Origin of the sequence: Desulfosporosinus lacus DSM 15449 (genome assembly GCF_900129935.1) — a bacterium.
Taxonomy (GTDB): domain Bacteria; phylum Bacillota; class Desulfitobacteriia; order Desulfitobacteriales; family Desulfitobacteriaceae; genus Desulfosporosinus; species Desulfosporosinus lacus.
In genome coordinates this window covers 1-17,027 of the sequence record NZ_FQXJ01000038.1, presented here as the reverse complement: position 1 = coordinate 17,027, position 17,027 = coordinate 1, and the positions used below count along the sequence as shown (strand labels likewise).

Genomic DNA, 17,027 nt, shown 5'->3' with positions numbered 1-17,027 from the left:
ATGGGAGGATCAATAATTTATGACTGAATCAATTATGATCGAACCCTCCATATCGATGGAGCATATCGGACGGATCTACAAAATGATTAGTGAAATTCCTTTCTTCAAAGATGCTAGAATAAGTGCAATTGAAATATTACCCGGGGGGTTAACGAATAGTAACTATAAAGTAACCATTGATGAAGTGACGTATGCGGTAAGGCTTGCCGGAGCAGGCACTATTGAGTATTTAAATCGACCAGCAGAAAAACATAATGCTCAGGTTATGGCTGATATTCATATTAGTGCTCCTATTATTTATTATGATGAAACCACTGGAAATCAAGTGTGTAAGTACATCGATGATTGTAAAACGTTACATATACCGGATTTTAAAGAGGAAGAAAGTTATCTGAGTATGGCGGCTCATGTTTTTAAAAAATATCATGATTGCCAAAAAGAATTTATTTCTGTTTTTAACCCATTAAAAGAAATTGATGCTTATATTCAATTACTGGCAGAGAAAAACTTTGAGTTTTATGAAGGCGCCGAAACCATGGAGAAGAAAATTGCGGAAATTAAATTGCTATTCAAGAATAATCCTCCTCCTCAAGCGCCTTGTCACAATGACCCACTTTGCGAAAACTGGTTGGACGACAAAAAGAACTTTTATCTTATTGATTGGGAATACGGTGGAATGAACGATCCATTGTTTGACTTAGGAGCATTATCTATTGAAGCAGAACTAACTGATGAACAGGAACGTTTCTTCTTAAAGGAATATTTTGGGGGGGATTTAACTGAGAAACAATGGGGCTCTCTCATTATTAACAAGTTCTTGTGCGATGCTTTATGGGCTTATTGGGCAGTACTACAAATTGCTATGGGTAAATCAAGAGAAGAGTATTGGCCATATGGCTTAAATAGATTTAATCGTGCTTATACATTAATTCACAATGGAAGTCTGGACCGAGCCATTAAAGCTAATCAATAAGATTCCCATTTCAAATACGTCTCGTTAAGAAAAGGATTCTGTAATAGTAAAAGGGTTGCAGAGCATTTCAATCCTAGGTCTGATGAGTTGGCAATTTCAAACAAATATCTACTCTTTACAAATGACGGGATACTGAAATAGGTATCCCGTTTAATAATGTCTTCTAATTCTTAAGGGCAATTTTTGAGTTAATAATGACTTATAAAAGTTTTGTTTGGACTTGGATGTCGTCTTTTTTATAAGTTCTTGGAGTTAGTCAGTTGATAATTCCTTTGTACAATGAAGCAATGTTAGGCTGATAGCCTTCGTGTACAGGGATCTTAGAGTTCGTAAAGGAGAATCTTATGAGATCGGTAAAATATCAATATCTTGGCATAAAATTTGCAATAATGAGAGATCAATATCTGAGTTTGAAACTCAGCAATAAAATGACTGAATAACAATATCAGACTTTGAGAACTCTGTAACAAAAAAGAAGGTGATTTAAATGATAGTTTCTATAACTTCTAAGCTGGATGAGATCCTGGAAAAAGCTGTACAAGAGAATCCTTTAAGCAGAGAGGACCTTTTGTTTTTGTTGAAGTTATCAGAAAAAGGTGATCTTGAAAAGGTGTTCGAAGTTGCCCGTCAACTCCGTACACGCTACTTTGAGGATAAAGTATTTATTTATGGATTCGTGTATTTCTCGACTTATTGTCGCAATGAGTGTGCCTTTTGTCTCTATCGTAAGTCAAATCAATCTCTAAAGCGGTATCGTAAAACGGATTTAGAAATCATGGAGACTGCTTTAAGTCTCGTGGAATCGGGGATACATTTGGTGGATTTGACAATGGGAGAAGATCCGCTTTATTTTGATAAACTAGAATCGGGCTTTGAACATTTGATAAGAACAGTAGAACTGATCAAAAAAAGCACAGAAATTCCAATCATGATCTCAGCGGGAGTTGTTCCTGAAGAGGTATTAAGAGAATTTAAAGCAGCAGGTGTCGATTGGTATGCGACCTATCAAGAAACCCATAACCCTGATCTATATCATAAGCTCAGACTTGGTCAAAGCTATACTGAGCGAATGGAACGAAAAAAGTTAGCGCACAAATTAGGTTTCCTTATTGAGGAAGGTTTACTGACCGGTGTGGGGGATACAGATGAGGATTTAGTTAATTCGCTGGAGGAAATGGGACGTTTAGGAGCCGATCAGCTTCGGGTCATGAGTTTTGTTCCCCAGAAGGACACTCCTATGTACCACTACACTTCAGTATCTCGGCATAGAGAATTGCTAATTATCGCTATTATGCGGTTAGTATATCCCGATCGTTTGATACCGGCTTCATTAGATGTAGATGGTCTGAGTGGTTTGGCAGATCGTCTTGATGCCGGAGCTAACGTTGTTACATCTATTATCCCTCCACATTCCGGCCTGGCCGGAGTGTCCAATCATTCTCTGGATATTGAAGACGGAAATCGAAGTGTAAATAAAATTGTTCCCGTGCTGGCTCGACATGGTTTGATTCCGGCCAGCAGAGACGAATATGCAGAATGGGTCCTTAAGCGTAAAAACCGTATAATTCCTTGGGGAGGAGCATAAGCATGCGGGTTGTTGTTGTTGGGGGTAAGCTTCAAGGGGTTGAGGCGGTCTATCTAGCCAAGAAGGCCGGATGGGAAGTAACCCTGGTTGATAAGGATACTTGTGTTCCGGCTGTTGAGCTTTGTGACCATTTTTATTCTATTGATGTTACAAAAGTGGTAGAGTGGATAACTTTTCTTAAAGATATTGATCTAATTATTCCTGCCTTGGAGAATCAAGTCGCTCTAGACAGCCTTATAAGAAGTGCAAAATATGCCAATGTTCCCTTAATGTTTGACGAGGATGCTTATGCCATTTCTTCTTCAAAGATTAAGTCCAATGAATTGTTCGCCAGTATTGGTGTTCCGGCACCGCTCGCTTGGCCGGAGTGTGGTTTTCCGCTTATTGTAAAACCTTCAGAAGCAAGTGGAAGTGAAGGGGTTGTAAAACTCGAGAGCAGTCAAGAATTCCATCGCTTGTTTGAAAAGGGTATGAAGGATTGGGTCATTGAAGAATACCTGGAAGGTCCGTCGTATTCGCTGGAGGTTATCGGTTTTTCTGGAGTCTACAAAGTCTTGCAAATTACGGAATTGTATATGGATCAAGTCTATGATTGCAAACGGGTTGCGGGTTCGGTTTCTTTATCAAATCAACTCAGGGAAGAGTTTGAGCAGATCGGATTAAGTTTGGCTGAAAGCTTAAGTTTGAATGGAATTATGGATGTGGAGACTATACTGCATCGAGGACACTTAAAGGTCCTTGAGATTGATGCTCGACTTCCGAGTCAAACTCCGATTACAGTCTATCATGCTACTGGTTTTAACATGTTGGAAGTTCTGGGCAATGCCTTTGTCCTAAATAAACCTTGGCAGGAGTTTGAGATTAGTGAAAAGCGTGGCGCAATTGTAGAACACATTCGTGTCGGAATTGACTGTCTCGAAGTTTCAGGTGAGCATATTATGGCGGATGCAGGCCCTCTCTATCTATATCCGGATTTCTTTGGAGCCCATGAAGTACTTACTAACTATTCACCAGGCAAAACGGAGTGGGTTGCAACCCTGATTATTACCGGAGCAGACTTGAAAGATGCTTGGACTCAGAGAGGTTTGGTCATTAAAGCGATCCAAAATGAATGGGGTATAAGGCATTATATTGACCGTTGCCCCGAGTTTGATGAGAGCCATAAGTTTATTAGAAAACTTGGCTAGCGCCGAGCTGCAGGCGAAGGCGTTCGCCTTAGTTGCGATTATACTTTCTGACTGTAAAAAAGGTTTATGGGAGTTGAATCCTAGTGACACGACTGAAGGAAAATGATGTTGACCAAATTGCCGCAACTATAGCCGATTATGATGAAAACCTCTTGAGAATGACGGGTTGCTCTTTAAAAGAGATAGCTAGGTTGGCATCTGGCAAAGGAGCTGACTACCTCGTTGACCGGAGTTTGCAAGTGGCGGTAATACCGATGACCTGTGGTCAAGGGATTATTGGAGGCTTTGTTGAATCAGTGGCGAGTATCATTACTTATTTGGGCGTTAAAGCTTTTATCACGGAAAGCAGCGATGCCGGAGGGGTAGCTGAAGCAGTACAAAGGGGCTCGGACATCTTATTCATGGCTGACGATGATCGATTTGTGGCTATTAATATAAAAACAGGTAAGGTTTCTGACAATGGAGAGGCTACAGGAAAAGGGTATGTTGCAGGTCTTGAGCGGATGTGTCACGGACTTGCCGGTAAAAAGGTATTAATCCTTGGGGCGGGTCCGGTGGGAAGCAGTGCTGCTTTAGCGCTAGTTCGTTTTGGAGCTGAGGTTACTATTTTTGATACCATTTTAACCGCCAGTGAGCGTTTGAGCAGCACAATGGAAAAGCTGGGTTGTATTGTTCAGGTTGAAACTGATTTGGAGAACTCATTAGCTAGGCATGAAATCTTAGTCGATGCCTGTCCGGCTGAGAATATTATTCAGCTAAGGCATATTACAAAAGATACAAGGATCGCGGCTCCGGGAATTCCATTAGGGGTGCAGGATTTAGGGGCAGAGCAACTGGCTGCTGAGCGGTTGTTGCATGATCCTCTCCAAATCGGTGTAGCTACTATGCTGTGGGAAGTTCTTTGAATATTTGGGACAAAGGAACTGTGGATGGATTGGAGTTGTATAGATGGCCATAGATTCGTCAAAAAAGCGCTATTACCGTAAAAACGTAGATTTCTTTAAATTTGTAGAAAAACTTAAATTATGGCCCTCAAGAAGCGGGACCCTGCATGGCATTAAGAGTATGACGATTAGAGGAAATCGCGCCGAAATTATTACTCATTGCAATGAATCATTCCAGATCTACAATTCTAAGAATAGCCGTGCTGCACGTTGCCTGAGAAATAAATTGTTCTTTAAGGCCTGTGGGACCTGCAAAATTCCACAATGGAAACTAGAAAAATACTCTTCAACATTTGTCAATCAAAACTATGGATCTCGTTTATAAATGTACCTACGGTTACTTTCACAAGGTAGTGAAAAGTAATACCTAGATTGTTCCCTCATTGATAATGCTTGTTCTTACCCTTTTGTTGGAAAGGCGAGCTTTATTATAAAGGCCATTACCTAGGCGACAAAAGTGGTAAGCACAGGTATATGGGCTAAATCAGATTTTTGCCTTGATGAATACTTAAAAGAGGAGGAAAATTAGTAATGGGTAACTATGCGGATCTTGCTAAAAGTGTTATTGAGGGACAGAAGGATCAGGTTTTGAGTCAGGTTAAGAGCCTTATTGAAGCCGGGAACAGCCCGCTGGAAATTGTAAACGAGGGTTTAATTGCTGGTATGAATGTTGTTGGGGTTCGATTCAAGGCAGGGGATATGTATGTACCGGAGGTTCTCATGGCAGCTAAGAGCATGAGCGGCGGACTGGAAATTGTTAAACCCCTAATCGCCGTTGCTGACCAAAAAAGCCAAGGGAAAATCCTACTGGGAACTGTAAAGGGAGACTTACACGATATTGGGAAAAATCTTGTTGGTATGCTGATTGAAAGTGGCGGTCTCGAAGTTATTAATATGGGAGTCGATATTTCGGCTGAAGATTTCATTGATGCTGTTATTGAGCATGAACCCGATATTGTTGCCTTGTCCGCTCTGCTAACTACAACGATGCCAGCGATGCAAGACATTATTGAATTATTAGAAGAAGAGGAACTCAGAGACAAAGTAAAAGTGATTATCGGGGGAGCCCCGGTTTCTCAGGAGTATGCTGACACCATTGGTGCGGACGGTTATGCCCCGGATGCCGGCTCAGCGGTTGAACTTTGCAAGAGACTTATGGCGTCTAAATAAATAGATGCTTAAAAGACAACTGGTTATTTAAGGGGGTGATTTGTCGCTTAATTTGAGTTGTCAGGTAAACCAGTTATTTTTCTTATAGCTCTTTAAAATATATGGAGGTGATTTTTTTGACATTCAGAGGTATACATGCCGGTTCCACCCGAATGGATGGGATCGGACTGAATATGTTTACCAACGATGAGCTGTACGATGTCCATTTAGCCACATTGGACCTGCTTTGGGATATCGGTGTAAGAGTTGAAAGTGAAGAGGCACGTGAAATGTTTTATAGTGCCGGATGTACTCTTGACCGGAACACAAACATTGTCAAAATACCAGCGCACTTAGTAGAAGATGCTATTCGCTCAATACCTAAGACATTTAGGGCATGTGGAAGAAAGCGCGAAAATGATTGGCTGAATGAAGGGAATCGGACCGGTTTCGTTAACTTTGGAGAAGCTATCCGAATGATTGACCCATATACTCGGAAACTGAGAAAACCATTCAAAAAAGACGTTGATGATGTAACTCGTTTCTGTGAAGCAATGGATCAGATTATTGTCTTTGAAAGAGCTTTGGGACCTTCAGAAGTTGATCCTGACGTAGCGCAAGTGCATATTGCGGAATCATTTTATAACTATTCCACAAAGCATGCCTATATCGGGATGAATCGCCCGGAAAACATGCGCGCAGTTGCTAAAATGGGCTATGTTGTTTCTGGCGGAGAAGACAAATTCCGTGAAAGGCCCCTTTTCTCACAAAGTACAGACCCGGTTGCTCCCCTTGTCCATGCTAAGGGTGCAACAGATACGTTGCTTCAAGCAATTCGCTTAGGCGTTCCTGCTAAGATTAACTCCATGGGTCTTGCTGGTGGAACGACTTGTGTTAACCTAGCGAGTACACTAGTGACACATAATGCCGAGATTTTGAGTATGTTTGTCTTAGGTCAGCTTGAAAAGAGAGGGTATCCGATGGTCTATGGAACTTCCACGACCATGATGGACTTGAGAACAACCGTCGCCTGCGTAGGCACCCCTGAACTCGCTCTTTTCAGTGCAGCTTGTGCCAAACTTTCTCAATTCTATAATATTCCTGTCTGGGTAGCCGGTGGATAGACAGATAGCAAAGTACCTGATGCCCAAGCAGCACATGAGTTTACCCTGACCGCTTTATTACCAGCGTTAGCAGGCGCTAACATGATATATGGTCTAGGGATGCTCGAAGGTGGCTTAACTTGGGACTACGCTCAAATGGCTATGCAGAATGAAATGGCTCGCATGATTATGCATACCATTAAAGGTATTCCCATAAGTGATGAGAAAATGGCCTTGGAGGTTGTCCGTTCGGTAGGTATCGGCGGAGAATTCATTAGCTGTGATCACACTTATGCGCATTACAAGGAGCTGTCCAAATCTGAATTGTTAGATCGCAAGAATCGAGAGAACTGGGAAGCAGCTGGCAGTAAGGATATTGTCGAAACTTCTTATGCAAAATCGATTGACATTCTTGAGAACTACGAAAACCAAAATCCTCTTCCAGAAGACATCCAACGCCAGTTAAAGGAAATTGTTTTAGAAGCAGAAGCAGAAACGACAGAGATTAAGGCGAAGGAAAAAGAAGCTAGAAGAAGACCACGAAAACCAAAATTTTAGAATTTCGCAAAGAGGCGGTACATTTACCGGCTCTTTTTCTTTTTTGACTTAGACAAGTTGAAATTGACTCGATATAGGTTTTAGTTATAAGGTATATCAACGAAATCATCATGGTTAGGGCTTCCTGCTGTTGACTTTTTATATGGCACAGTTATTGCATTAATCAAAGTAAAATAAAAATTTTTGACTATTCAATAATTTATGGGAAGATTGAGTAGAGATTTTTAGTGAGATGGAAGGTGAGAGTATCTTAAAATGAACAGGTCGGTTGATCAAATAATTCAGTTTGAAGGAGTGATTATGAATGGGTAATGCTGATGTAAGTCCATTGTGGTACTGGTTAGTTTTCATAGCATATATCGTTTTTCTTATCGCGGTTGGCCTGAATGCCTATAAAAAGCAGAAATCGGCTGCTAGTGCAGAAGAAGAACATAATGATTATTGGATCACTGGCCGCAGTCAACCAGCCTATATGGTCGGTATGTCTGTAGCTTCAGGGTGGATGTTAATCGGGATGATCACGTGGATGACGTGGGCCACCTACGATCTGGGTTTATCTGGTTTATGGGTCGTAGCAATACCATGGTTTTTCTCGAATATTTGGCAATTTTTAATGGCTCGTCCATTAAGAAGGATCAAGGCTATATCACAATGCCAGATGCTGGAAAAACGATTCGGACTGCCAGCGAGGATCTTGTCCGCTCCAATCAATATCTTTTCTTATACAATCTGGTCAGCTGCTGAGCTTTACGCTGCATCGCTGATCATGGCTCCGGCTCTCGGGATATCTATCGAGGCGATGATTATTATTTATGCAATCCCTATTGCCATGTATATGTGGATGGGTGGTTTCCGGTCAGTCATCAATGCCAATGTAGTGCAGTTTTTCATGGGCGCAATAATATTGATTGTAACAACAGTCGCTATATATTTTACTGCAGACGGCATCGCAGCAGCTCAGGGTACAACGATTTGGAGTATGTTGCAAGCACAGCCAATAGTAAATAGTCTTGCTTATCCAGTTGATGGTGCCAAGAATTCAGCTAGCTTTTTTGCTTATGTCTCCTTATCATTCCCCTTAATTGTAATGCTTGGACTGGTGCCGGGGTGGGCATCGGCAGAAGATTTCTGGTTAAAAGCGCAAGCTGCTAAAAGCACAAGAGAAGCTCGTCTAGGCGGGATATACAGCATCCTTTTTAATTTAGTGATTATTGTCATACCTGCCGCGATTATTGGTTTTTTGGGCCTTATCGTGTTTCCTCCTGAAACCACAGACGGAGTTGTCGGTGCTGCAGCGGCTCTTGGGGATAAGGGCGCTTATAACATAATATCGACTTATATTAATTCCTATATGCCCCCATTGCTTAAAGGGTTGTTAATTTTCTTGTTGTCAGCTCACACGATGTCTACTGTAGCCAATTACAGTAATATCACAGCGATGAACCTGTCCTTCGATGTTTTACAACCTCTGGTATATAAGAAGAGAAACTGGTCAGATGCCAAGATTGTGAAATGGTCACGCCTGGTTACAGTATTCATGATTGGAATTAATATCCTTATAGCCTTGCTCTATAACAGTCCGATGGTGGGAGCAACTCTTAATGATGCTTATTTCTTGTCATCAGGTTTGCTTACGGCAGGTATCTCAGTGATGCTTTATGTGTTATGGTGGAAGCGTGCTACACTTTTAGGTGTCATGTTAGGTGGATTATTCGGTACTCTGGGAACCTTCATCTTCTTCGTTTTGGAATACAAGGTCTGGAAATCCGTCTATAATACTCCAGTATGGGACTGGATATTCGGGCAAGGAGCAATGGCCAACTCATACTTGGGCTACTGTGTCGTTGGTTTAGTTTGTGGTATGGCCGGCGTTATTATCGGTACCTACGCCTCCCCGCCTCCGACAAAGGAACAGCTTTCGGCTATTGCAGATAAGCCTATTGATAACAATGAAGAATTCTTTTTAGGAATGCATTCCTAATGATCTAAGAATTAAGATTTTCTGGTTAACAACAAAATGGCTAAGGAATCATTCCTTAGCCATTTTGTTAACAAATTTAATATTTGGGTTTGTAATGCTTTTCTGTAAATATATAAATTCTTAGAGATACTAGTACGAACTAAGAGAGGGGTTTTGAAAATGCTTGCTGCAGATTTTTCGAGATTTGTGCTTGTTCCCTTATTTGTGCTTAATATGGGTGCAATGGTTGTAACCTTACATATGAAAAAGAAGATTAAACCGGAATTCTCTGGCAATCTAAATAAACTTTTTTTTGCAGAAAATATAATTGGCTTATTTTGTTCTATTGCCTTAGGTTATATTGCCTTTTTTGTTAAATAATAAGGAAGTCTAAAGAGTATTTTTCAGTTCATGTTAATCGGTCCGTTTAAAGTCATGTTCTTCCGATGGAAAATATTTTCGTATCAGACGACTTGCTTTACTTTGGCTGATATCCAAGAATTTAGCAACCTCATAGGAGCTCCCTAACTCTTTATAAGCTTGTAAGATCAGGTTTTTTTCCACATCACCCAGTGCATCATCAAGGGAAAGAGGTTTCTTTAAAATAGATGGTATAGGGGTTGTCTGACGCTCTATTGAGGTGAGAAATGATTTAGGTAAATCATATTCATCAATAACTTTAACCTGAGTTACAACGATTAAACGCTCAATAATATTTTCTAATTCTCGAACGTTGCCTGGCCAAGGGTATTCAACAAATAAATCATAGCATCTCTCGCTGAATTCATGATCCAATTTATATTTTTGATTAAATTTTGCCAAGATTTCCTGAGCTAAAGGAATGATTTCCTCTTTTCGTTCCCTTAAAGGGGGAAGTACGAGCTCAAATATATTTAAGCGGTAATATAAATCTTCTCGGAAATCTCCTTTTATGATCATAGCTTGTAAGTCACGATTGGTAGCGGCAATTACTCTGCAATTGACATGCTGAATCTCGCGACCTCCTACTTTGAAGTATTGATTTTCATGGAGCACTTGCAAAAGCTTCGCTTGCATGCGAGGAGACAGTTCGGCAATTTCATCTAGGAAAAGAGTACCCTCATTTGCCAACTCGATTAAACCGATATTTCCTTTAACATTGGCCCCGGTAAAAGCTCCTTTAGAATAGCCAAACATTTCTGCTTCCATGAGTTCTGATGGAATTGAAGCACAGTTAACAGTAATAAATGGTCCGTCTTTGTTAGGGCTGTTATTGTGTATATATTTAGCCATGTGTCCTTTACCGGATCCGGATTCACCAAGCAACAGAACTGTTGAATTAACTGAAGCGATTCGTCGGACAAGTGTCAGAAGGATTTCCATTTTTGAACTTTTACAAACGAATTCGGGGATTTTAGTTTCTTTTTCTCGAAGGACGGCAACTTCTTTTTTATAGCGCTTTAGCAGCTGAATACTTTTCTCTAATTCGTGTCTGATACCCTCAGATTCAGTTACGTCTCTGGAATTTTCTATGATTAGCTCAATGTTACCATCTGAGTCAAAAATTGGGGTAGCTGTTGTGAGTAAGGTTTTACCCGTACAGGTTTTTTGCTCGAGGGTAATGCTCATTTTTTTATCAATAGCAATAGGACTGACCCGAGGACCCCAATATTTTTTTTCGGAAATTTCTCTTGATTTTTTACCGATAATTTCAGAGGCTTTTACACCGTAGTGTTTTTCGCAGGCATTATTCACATAAACAACGATTCCGTTAGCATTTGTAACGTAAATCTCGTCGTGGGAATTGTCTAGAATTTTTTTCAACGTGTTTTTATCTAACTCTTCTGGTTCAATACTCATCCTGCTTTACCTCCTGCGTTTGAGTATGTTTATCTTTAAAGTCTTTAAACAGACTCCTTTGAATTAATTATTTATTGACTTATATGTATTTTGTTTTCGACTTAATTCTTAAAAAACCTCTTAATTTTTGTCCGCTTATGCAGGATAATTATCAGTTCACGGGCAACTACTTAAATTAAGCGAATTTCCTTTGTTTTTTACCCTCGGATAAGTTCAAAGTCAGGATAAACTGTTAAGTATTTTACATTTATGAGTTCAGTTGGATTCATACAGCTCTTCAGGGTATATTAAGGGTTATTCCAGACAAGTATATGCTTGTCGAGGGGCGGATATTTCCCATCCTGTTTAAGTAAGCTCAATCCAACCAGTAAGACTTACTATTATGCAATTTTTATTCCAGGGGGTAATTAGTTTAAGGTCTCTTACACGGGCTCTATTAAATTGCTAATAGTTGGAGCCTTCTACAATTTCTTTTATTAAAATTTGTAATTCAGTGCCGCAGTTCTTCTATTCATATATAAGCAGGTTAATTGTTCCTTCCTATATATAACTGTCGCCATGTTAATAGGGATTATATCTGGCTTAGCCGATAATTGCCCACTTGTTAATTTCATAATAATTGTTCTTTCTACTGTATTGATTTGTCTCTATTGTTTTATATGGGGTGTCAAAAGTATGTCTGCTTGGACACTTGAGTCAATATGAGTCAAAAATGACTCATATTCGCAGATTATTATGAAGTTTACGAGGTTCTTAGAAGAATTGAGTGAAATCTCTGTGATTATTGATTTGGATTTCCGGAACTGGGAAAACGAACAGGTTCAAAAGACAGATAAAAGACGAAAATTTTAGAAGGTTTTACTGGCACAGAAAAGAAAGTTTGTTCTTTACCACCTTAATCTTTAAAGAAGAATCAGATATTGGAAAAGAATTGCTGGTTCAGCAGCGAGTGGGACACGCTATTTTTCACAATCGTACGATAATCAAGTGATATATGGTTCGCCGAGTCATAGCTGACTTGTCTGAATTACTTGAATTGGCGTCTTTTCCTGATAGCATTGGTTTAATTGAATACTTATTTAATGGCACGGTTTTTGCATTAGTATATAAACCTACTATGTATGTCTTTTACTATCAAGTACTACAAACGCTTTTAAGTTATGAATAAGTTCATCCCAAGGATTAATTTTGTAAATACACTTTAAACGTGGGAATACAGCCGTTGTCTCAACGGCTTTGAGTCATAGTTTAAAACTGGAGCGGTCACTAAATTAGGTCGCTGAGTCAGCACGATGTATTCCAAAGGTAATTGATTTAGTTGAAAGGAGCAAACACAAATGGCTATAAGAGCAGATCTCGTAGCACTGGGAATGGTAGAAACCCGTGGAATCGTAGGAGCCATTGAAGCGGCTGATGCCATGGTCAAAGCAGCCAATGTAACCTTGATTGGGAAAGTAAAAGTAGGAGGCGCTTTAGTGACTGTTATGGTCAGAGGAGATGTTGGAGCCGTTAAGGCCTCAGTTGATGCCGGAGCCGCTGCAGCAGAGCGAGTTGGAGAACTCATTAGTTGTCACGTTATTCCTCGCCCACATCCGGAGCTTGAAGCCATTTTGCCGAAGTTGCCCGTTATAGAAGAAAAACCGAAAACCAAAAACGTTGAGAATACAAAATAAATAGTCGGAACTAAGAAAAAGGTCCGGCTTTAATAGGGAGGGTAACCATGATAGAGCCCCTTAAGCCAAAAGTACTAGCCGTTAGATTAATCCCCAATGTGGCCCCCGATCTCGCCGAAAAGCTGGGCCTCACCGGCTATCAACGTTCTATCGGCATGATCACTGCAGACATCGATGATTCAACCTACGTCGCCTTAGACGAAGCCACGAAAAAAGCAGAAGTTGAAGTCGTCTATGCTAAAAGTTTTTATTGCGGAGCCGCCCGAGCCTCAGGTCCGCTGTCGGGAGAAATCATCGGAATCTTAGCCGGCCCAAGCCCGGCCGAAGTGCGCGCCGGAGTCGATGCTTGCATCGATCACCTTGAAAACGAGTGCTTCTTTTACACCTGTGACGGAGGAAAAACGGCTTGGTTTCCGCACACTGTTTCGCGTACCGGAAGTTATCTTTCCAAACTGGCCGGAATCGAAGAAGGTCAAGCACTGTCCTACCTCATCGCGCCCCCAATCGAAGCTATGTATGGCTTAGATGCAGCGTTAAAAGCTGCGGAAGTGACCATGAAAGCCTTTTACGGACCACCCACCGAAACTAACTTCGGCGGCGGACTCTTAACCGGCTCGCAAAGTGCCTGCAAATCTGCCTGTGAAGCCTTCCAGAGAGCTGTCATCGACGTCTGTGAAAACGGCTTGAAATTCTAAGATAAAGGGAGGTGCAGCTAGTATGGAACTTGATCGAGACCTGTGTTCCTTACAAGAAGCCCGAAATTTAGTACAAGCTGCGCGCAAAGCCCAAGAAGCCCTTAAAGACTTCACGCAAGAACAAGTGGATCATATCATTGACATGATGCGCGAAGCTGGGGAAGCAAATGCAGCACGATTGGCCATGATGGCCGTTTCTGAGACCGGAATGGGAAACTATAATGACAAATGCTTTAAAAACTATTTTGCTTCCCGGACCTTGTATGACTTCATAAAACCGATGAAAACCGTGGGAATCATCCGAGAGGACCGCGAACAAAAGCTTTGGGAAATTGCTGAACCCGTAGGAGTTATCGCGGGAATCATACCGACTACTAATCCCACCTCAACGGTCATTTACAAAGCTATGATTGCTCTCAAATCACGCAATGCCATCGTCTTTTCGCCGCATCCAAGTGCTGTACGCTGTACGAATGAAGCTGCGAAAATCATGAATCAAGCTGCAGTCGCAGCAGGAGCTCCTGAAGGAGTCATAGGGTGCATAATGAATGTATCAATGGGGGCTACTAACGAACTCATGAAACATCCAAATGTCGCTATGATTCTGGCAACTGGTGGAAGTGCTCTAGTTAAAGCCGCCTACAGCAGTGGAAAACCAGCCCTAGGTGTCGGCCCTGGAAATGTACCTGCCTTTGTAGAACGAAGTGCTGATTTATCGACAGCGGCCGAATATATCGTCATGGGAAAAACTTTTGACAACGGAACCATCTGCGCCTCTGAGCAAGCCATTGTTGCTGAGGAATGTATCGCCGATGAACTGATAACTCATCTTAGGAGACAGGGAGCTCACTTCCTGGATCCCGAAGAAGTAGCGAAAGTTTCCAAAGTCGTTATGTTAGCAAACGGAGGAGTCAATCCCAAAGTTGTAGGAAAAGAACCTAAGTTCATAGCACAACTGGCAGGAATTAATATCCCAGACCAAACAAGATGTTTAGTAGCCCCCTTAGCTGGGGTGGGACCCCAATGGCCTTTATCCTATGAAAAGTTAACCACTGTTTTAGGTTTTTACCGAGTAGCAGATTGGCATGAAGGATGCGACCGCTGCTTCCAACTCTTAGAAGCAGGCGGTGTAGGCCATAGCTTAGCTATGCATAGTAATAATGTAGAAATTATTCGTGAGTTTGCGCTCAAGAAACCAGTCAATCGATTACTCGTCAACACCCCAGCGGCTATGGGAGGTGTCGGAGCGACTACCGGCTTAGCTCCATCGTTTACATTAGGGTGTGGAACTTGGGCCGGATCTAGTGTCTCTGAAAACGTTACCCCCCTTCATCTGCTCAACATCAAACGAGTCGCTTGGCATCAAGGAATGCCCGAACGCAAACCTGTTGAACCCATTAATCCCACAGGAAGCTGCGAGAGAGCTCAACAACAAAACCAAGCCCAAACGCCGCAAGTCGATGCAGAGTTGGTGAGAGAGATCATTAACCAAGTCATGCATCACTTAAATGGTATGAAGTGCTAAATCGGATGACTCAACCCATCTCAAGTCGAAGAACCTGCTCCCATAAAAATAGGCCCTTGAAACTGGATGGATCAAGTTCATAAAACATTGAACCCAGCGACCCTGACATGGAGCGTAAGCCTCGAACCACGAACATCGAACTACGAATTTGGGAGGGAATAAAATGGCACAAGATCGAAGTGTAATAGCACTCGGAATGATAGAAACAAAGGGACTGATCCCAGCGATCGAAGCAGCCGATCAAATGTTAAAAGCAGCTAATGTCACATTATGCGGAAAAGAGCACGTCTCCGGTGGATTGGTCTCAGTCATGGTGCGAGGGGATGTTGGAGCAGTAAAAGCTGCCGTCGATGCCGGAGCAGCAGCAGCCCAACGAGTCGGATCACTCCTCAGCGTACATGTTATACCGCGCCCTCATCAGGATGTTGAGTACATTCTTCCGGTCGGTGATAACAAAAGTTATGGAGATAAATAAGTAAACGTCAAATGTTCGAGCCAGAAGTAAAAGGAAGTATTCTGACCTCTGGCTTCTAACCTCTGACTTCTGTAATGAGGTGAGGACTTGATCGTCACAGAATATGAACTAAGAGCCAATTGGCATAAAACCAAGGATAAACTGATCATATTGCCTCAGGGAAGTGTGATAACCCCATCGGCAAGGGACTTCATCCGCTCCAAGGGAATTGATGTTCAAATTGAAGGGAACGGACTGCAGGACATCCACAGGAATACCTTCTCCAATTATTCCCAAAGCATCGATAGAGGGAACAGGCCTAAATCTGTTCAAGATCCAGATGCACTTCAGGGACCTCAAACCCAGATCAAGACTAATTCGAATTCTAATACTCCTCCTGGTGTTAAACCCGAACACATGACCCATTTGCGCACTGGAGCCTTAGTCACTAAGACCCATCCGGTGATTGCCTACCGAGGGCAGCTGGACTTGTTTCAATGCGAACTTGTCGAAGCCCAAGGCTTTTTCCTGCAGGCAGGGGAAGAGGAACTCATTCTGAAATTAGAAGAAATCTCTGCCCTGTGCCGAGAACTGATGGTTAGTGAAGTTAAACAGGAACCCTTTCAATGGGCAACTCTGATGGGGCTAACCCCTGAAGAACTGCGGGAACGATCCCATCATCCCAAAAAGTATTTCGGAATCGATCACACCCCCTTAAGCTATTCCCATGGACCCATCGTAGCCAAACTCCATCATTTAAGAGCCAAATCACGAGAAGTCGAACTCTATGCCAACCGGGCTTTCACGGATGAAACCGGGGCATGCAGCAGAACGGATCTGATTCAGGCCTTAAACCGGCTCTCCAGTGCGTTCTACATTCTTGCCTGTCAAGTAAGAAGTCGGAAAACCCAGGAACTTAACGAAAAACGGGTTCCCTTGGGAACCTCGAATCGCCATATCCACCTCTCTCAGGTCGATCTGGAGGCCCTCTTCGGCAAAAACTATGCCTTAACAGTTCAAAAAGAACTCTCTCAGCCCGGCCAGTTTGCAGCTCAAGAAACTGTAACCATAGTTGGACCTAAAGGAAGTTTAGAGAAGGTCCGTGTCTTAGGACCTGTGAGAAAAAACACGCAAGTGGAAATCAGCGTCACGGATTGTTTTAAATTAGGCATCAAGCCAGTCATCCGAGATTCGGGGCAACATGAAGGAACTCCCGGGCTTCAGATCGCAGGTCCAGTCGGTAAGGTCGACCTTAAAGCAGGGGTCATGGTAGCAAGCAGGCACATCCACCTGCACAGCAACGATGCTAAAGAGTGGTCCCTAAAGGATGGAGACCGTGTGTGTGTAAAAGTCGAGAGTCAGCGTCCCATGGTCTATGAAGA

The 17,027-nt window shown here is 42.1% G+C and carries 14 protein-coding genes and 1 pseudogene; 14 read left to right on the top strand and 1 reads right to left on the bottom strand.

What is annotated here, in order from left to right; genetic code table 11:
• Nucleotides 1-19: 19 nt before the first annotated feature.
• From BUB11_RS25600 to BUB11_RS25555, 9 genes and pseudogenes are all read left to right on the top strand, one after another.
• Nucleotides 20-973, top strand: a complete 954-nt coding sequence (locus BUB11_RS25600; protein ID WP_073033374.1) for a choline kinase family protein — start codon at nucleotides 20-22, stop codon at nucleotides 971-973.
• Nucleotides 974-1,460: 487 nt separating this feature from the next.
• Nucleotides 1,461-2,558: a methylornithine synthase PylB gene (gene pylB, locus BUB11_RS25595; RefSeq protein ID WP_073033372.1), complete on the top strand. Its 1,098-nt coding sequence runs from the start codon at nucleotides 1,461-1,463 to the stop codon at nucleotides 2,556-2,558.
• Nucleotides 2,559-2,560: 2 nt separating this feature from the next.
• A complete protein-coding gene (gene pylC / locus BUB11_RS25590) occupies nucleotides 2,561-3,745 on the top strand; it encodes a 3-methylornithine--L-lysine ligase PylC (RefSeq protein WP_073033370.1) in 1,185 nt (394 codons plus the stop codon).
• 83 nt (nucleotides 3,746-3,828) lie between these two features.
• The gene (gene pylD, locus BUB11_RS25585) at nucleotides 3,829-4,650 is read left to right on the top strand and encodes a 3-methylornithyl-N6-L-lysine dehydrogenase PylD (protein WP_073033368.1); all 822 of its coding nucleotides are present in this window, start codon (nucleotides 3,829-3,831) and stop codon (nucleotides 4,648-4,650) included.
• 43 nt (nucleotides 4,651-4,693) lie between these two features.
• A complete protein-coding gene (gene pylSn / locus BUB11_RS25580) occupies nucleotides 4,694-5,014 on the top strand; it encodes a pyrrolysine--tRNA(Pyl) ligase small subunit (protein ID WP_073033366.1) in 321 nt (106 codons plus the stop codon).
• A 206-nt stretch (nucleotides 5,015-5,220) separates the two neighbouring features.
• A complete protein-coding gene (locus tag BUB11_RS25575; RefSeq protein ID WP_073033364.1) occupies nucleotides 5,221-5,859 on the top strand; it encodes a cobalamin B12-binding domain-containing protein in 639 nt (212 codons plus the stop codon).
• Between the two features lie 101 nt (nucleotides 5,860-5,960).
• Nucleotides 5,961-7,499, top strand: a pseudogene (mttB, locus tag BUB11_RS28615) ([trimethylamine--corrinoid protein] Co-methyltransferase).
• Nucleotides 7,500-7,803: 304 nt separating this feature from the next.
• Entirely contained in the window at nucleotides 7,804-9,480 is a 1,677-nt protein-coding gene (locus BUB11_RS25560; protein ID WP_073033358.1) for a sodium:solute symporter family protein, read from the top strand.
• Between the two features lie 159 nt (nucleotides 9,481-9,639).
• A complete protein-coding gene (locus BUB11_RS25555; protein WP_073033356.1) occupies nucleotides 9,640-9,840 on the top strand; it encodes a hypothetical protein in 201 nt (66 codons plus the stop codon).
• 33 nt (nucleotides 9,841-9,873) lie between these two features.
• Here the strand turns inward: BUB11_RS25555 and BUB11_RS25550 are convergent, their stop codons facing one another.
• Entirely contained in the window at nucleotides 9,874-11,298 is a 1,425-nt protein-coding gene (locus BUB11_RS25550) for a sigma-54 interaction domain-containing protein (protein ID WP_073033354.1), read from the bottom strand.
• Between the two features lie 1,337 nt (nucleotides 11,299-12,635).
• On the opposite strand from BUB11_RS25550, the gene BUB11_RS25545 reads away from it, so the two are divergent.
• The 5 genes from BUB11_RS25545 to pduL all read left to right on the top strand — a co-directional run.
• Nucleotides 12,636-12,971 (top strand): BMC domain-containing protein, encoded by a 336-nt coding sequence (locus BUB11_RS25545; protein WP_073033352.1) that lies wholly within the window; start codon nucleotides 12,636-12,638, stop codon nucleotides 12,969-12,971.
• A 47-nt stretch (nucleotides 12,972-13,018) separates the two neighbouring features.
• Entirely contained in the window at nucleotides 13,019-13,666 is a 648-nt protein-coding gene (eutL, locus tag BUB11_RS25540; RefSeq protein ID WP_073033350.1) for an ethanolamine utilization microcompartment protein EutL, read from the top strand.
• Between the two features lie 22 nt (nucleotides 13,667-13,688).
• Complete coding sequence (locus BUB11_RS25535; RefSeq protein WP_073033348.1) at nucleotides 13,689-15,191, top strand: acetaldehyde dehydrogenase (acetylating); 1,503 nt, start codon at nucleotides 13,689-13,691, stop codon at nucleotides 15,189-15,191.
• Nucleotides 15,192-15,354: 163 nt separating this feature from the next.
• Nucleotides 15,355-15,666, top strand: a complete 312-nt coding sequence (locus BUB11_RS25530) for a BMC domain-containing protein (protein ID WP_073033346.1) — start codon at nucleotides 15,355-15,357, stop codon at nucleotides 15,664-15,666.
• Nucleotides 15,667-15,753: 87 nt separating this feature from the next.
• A partial coding sequence (gene pduL, locus BUB11_RS25525; protein WP_073033344.1) for a phosphate propanoyltransferase occupies nucleotides 15,754-17,027 on the top strand: 1,274 nt, incomplete at its 3' end.

What these genes read in the sequence shown, in the direction of transcription:
- BUB11_RS25545 (WP_073033352.1), top strand. Translation starts at nt 12,636, where the DNA reads ATGGCTATAAGAGCAGATCTCGTAGCACTGGGAATGGTAGAAACCCGT.
- pylC (WP_073033370.1), top strand. Translation starts at nt 2,561, where the DNA reads ATGCGGGTTGTTGTTGTTGGGGGTAAGCTTCAAGGGGTTGAGGCGGTC.
- BUB11_RS25530 (WP_073033346.1), top strand. Translation starts at nt 15,355, where the DNA reads ATGGCACAAGATCGAAGTGTAATAGCACTCGGAATGATAGAAACAAAG.
- BUB11_RS25550 (WP_073033354.1), bottom strand. Translation starts at nt 11,298, where the DNA reads ATGAGTATTGAACCAGAAGAGTTAGATAAAAACACGTTGAAAAAAATT.
- BUB11_RS25535 (WP_073033348.1), top strand. Translation starts at nt 13,689, where the DNA reads ATGGAACTTGATCGAGACCTGTGTTCCTTACAAGAAGCCCGAAATTTA.
- pylSn (WP_073033366.1), top strand. Translation starts at nt 4,694, where the DNA reads ATGGCCATAGATTCGTCAAAAAAGCGCTATTACCGTAAAAACGTAGAT.
- pylB (WP_073033372.1), top strand. Translation starts at nt 1,461, where the DNA reads ATGATAGTTTCTATAACTTCTAAGCTGGATGAGATCCTGGAAAAAGCT.
- BUB11_RS25575 (WP_073033364.1), top strand. Translation starts at nt 5,221, where the DNA reads ATGGGTAACTATGCGGATCTTGCTAAAAGTGTTATTGAGGGACAGAAG.
- BUB11_RS25600 (WP_073033374.1), top strand. Translation starts at nt 20, where the DNA reads ATGACTGAATCAATTATGATCGAACCCTCCATATCGATGGAGCATATC.
- eutL (WP_073033350.1), top strand. Translation starts at nt 13,019, where the DNA reads ATGATAGAGCCCCTTAAGCCAAAAGTACTAGCCGTTAGATTAATCCCC.
- BUB11_RS25560 (WP_073033358.1), top strand. Translation starts at nt 7,804, where the DNA reads ATGGGTAATGCTGATGTAAGTCCATTGTGGTACTGGTTAGTTTTCATA.
- BUB11_RS25555 (WP_073033356.1), top strand. Translation starts at nt 9,640, where the DNA reads ATGCTTGCTGCAGATTTTTCGAGATTTGTGCTTGTTCCCTTATTTGTG.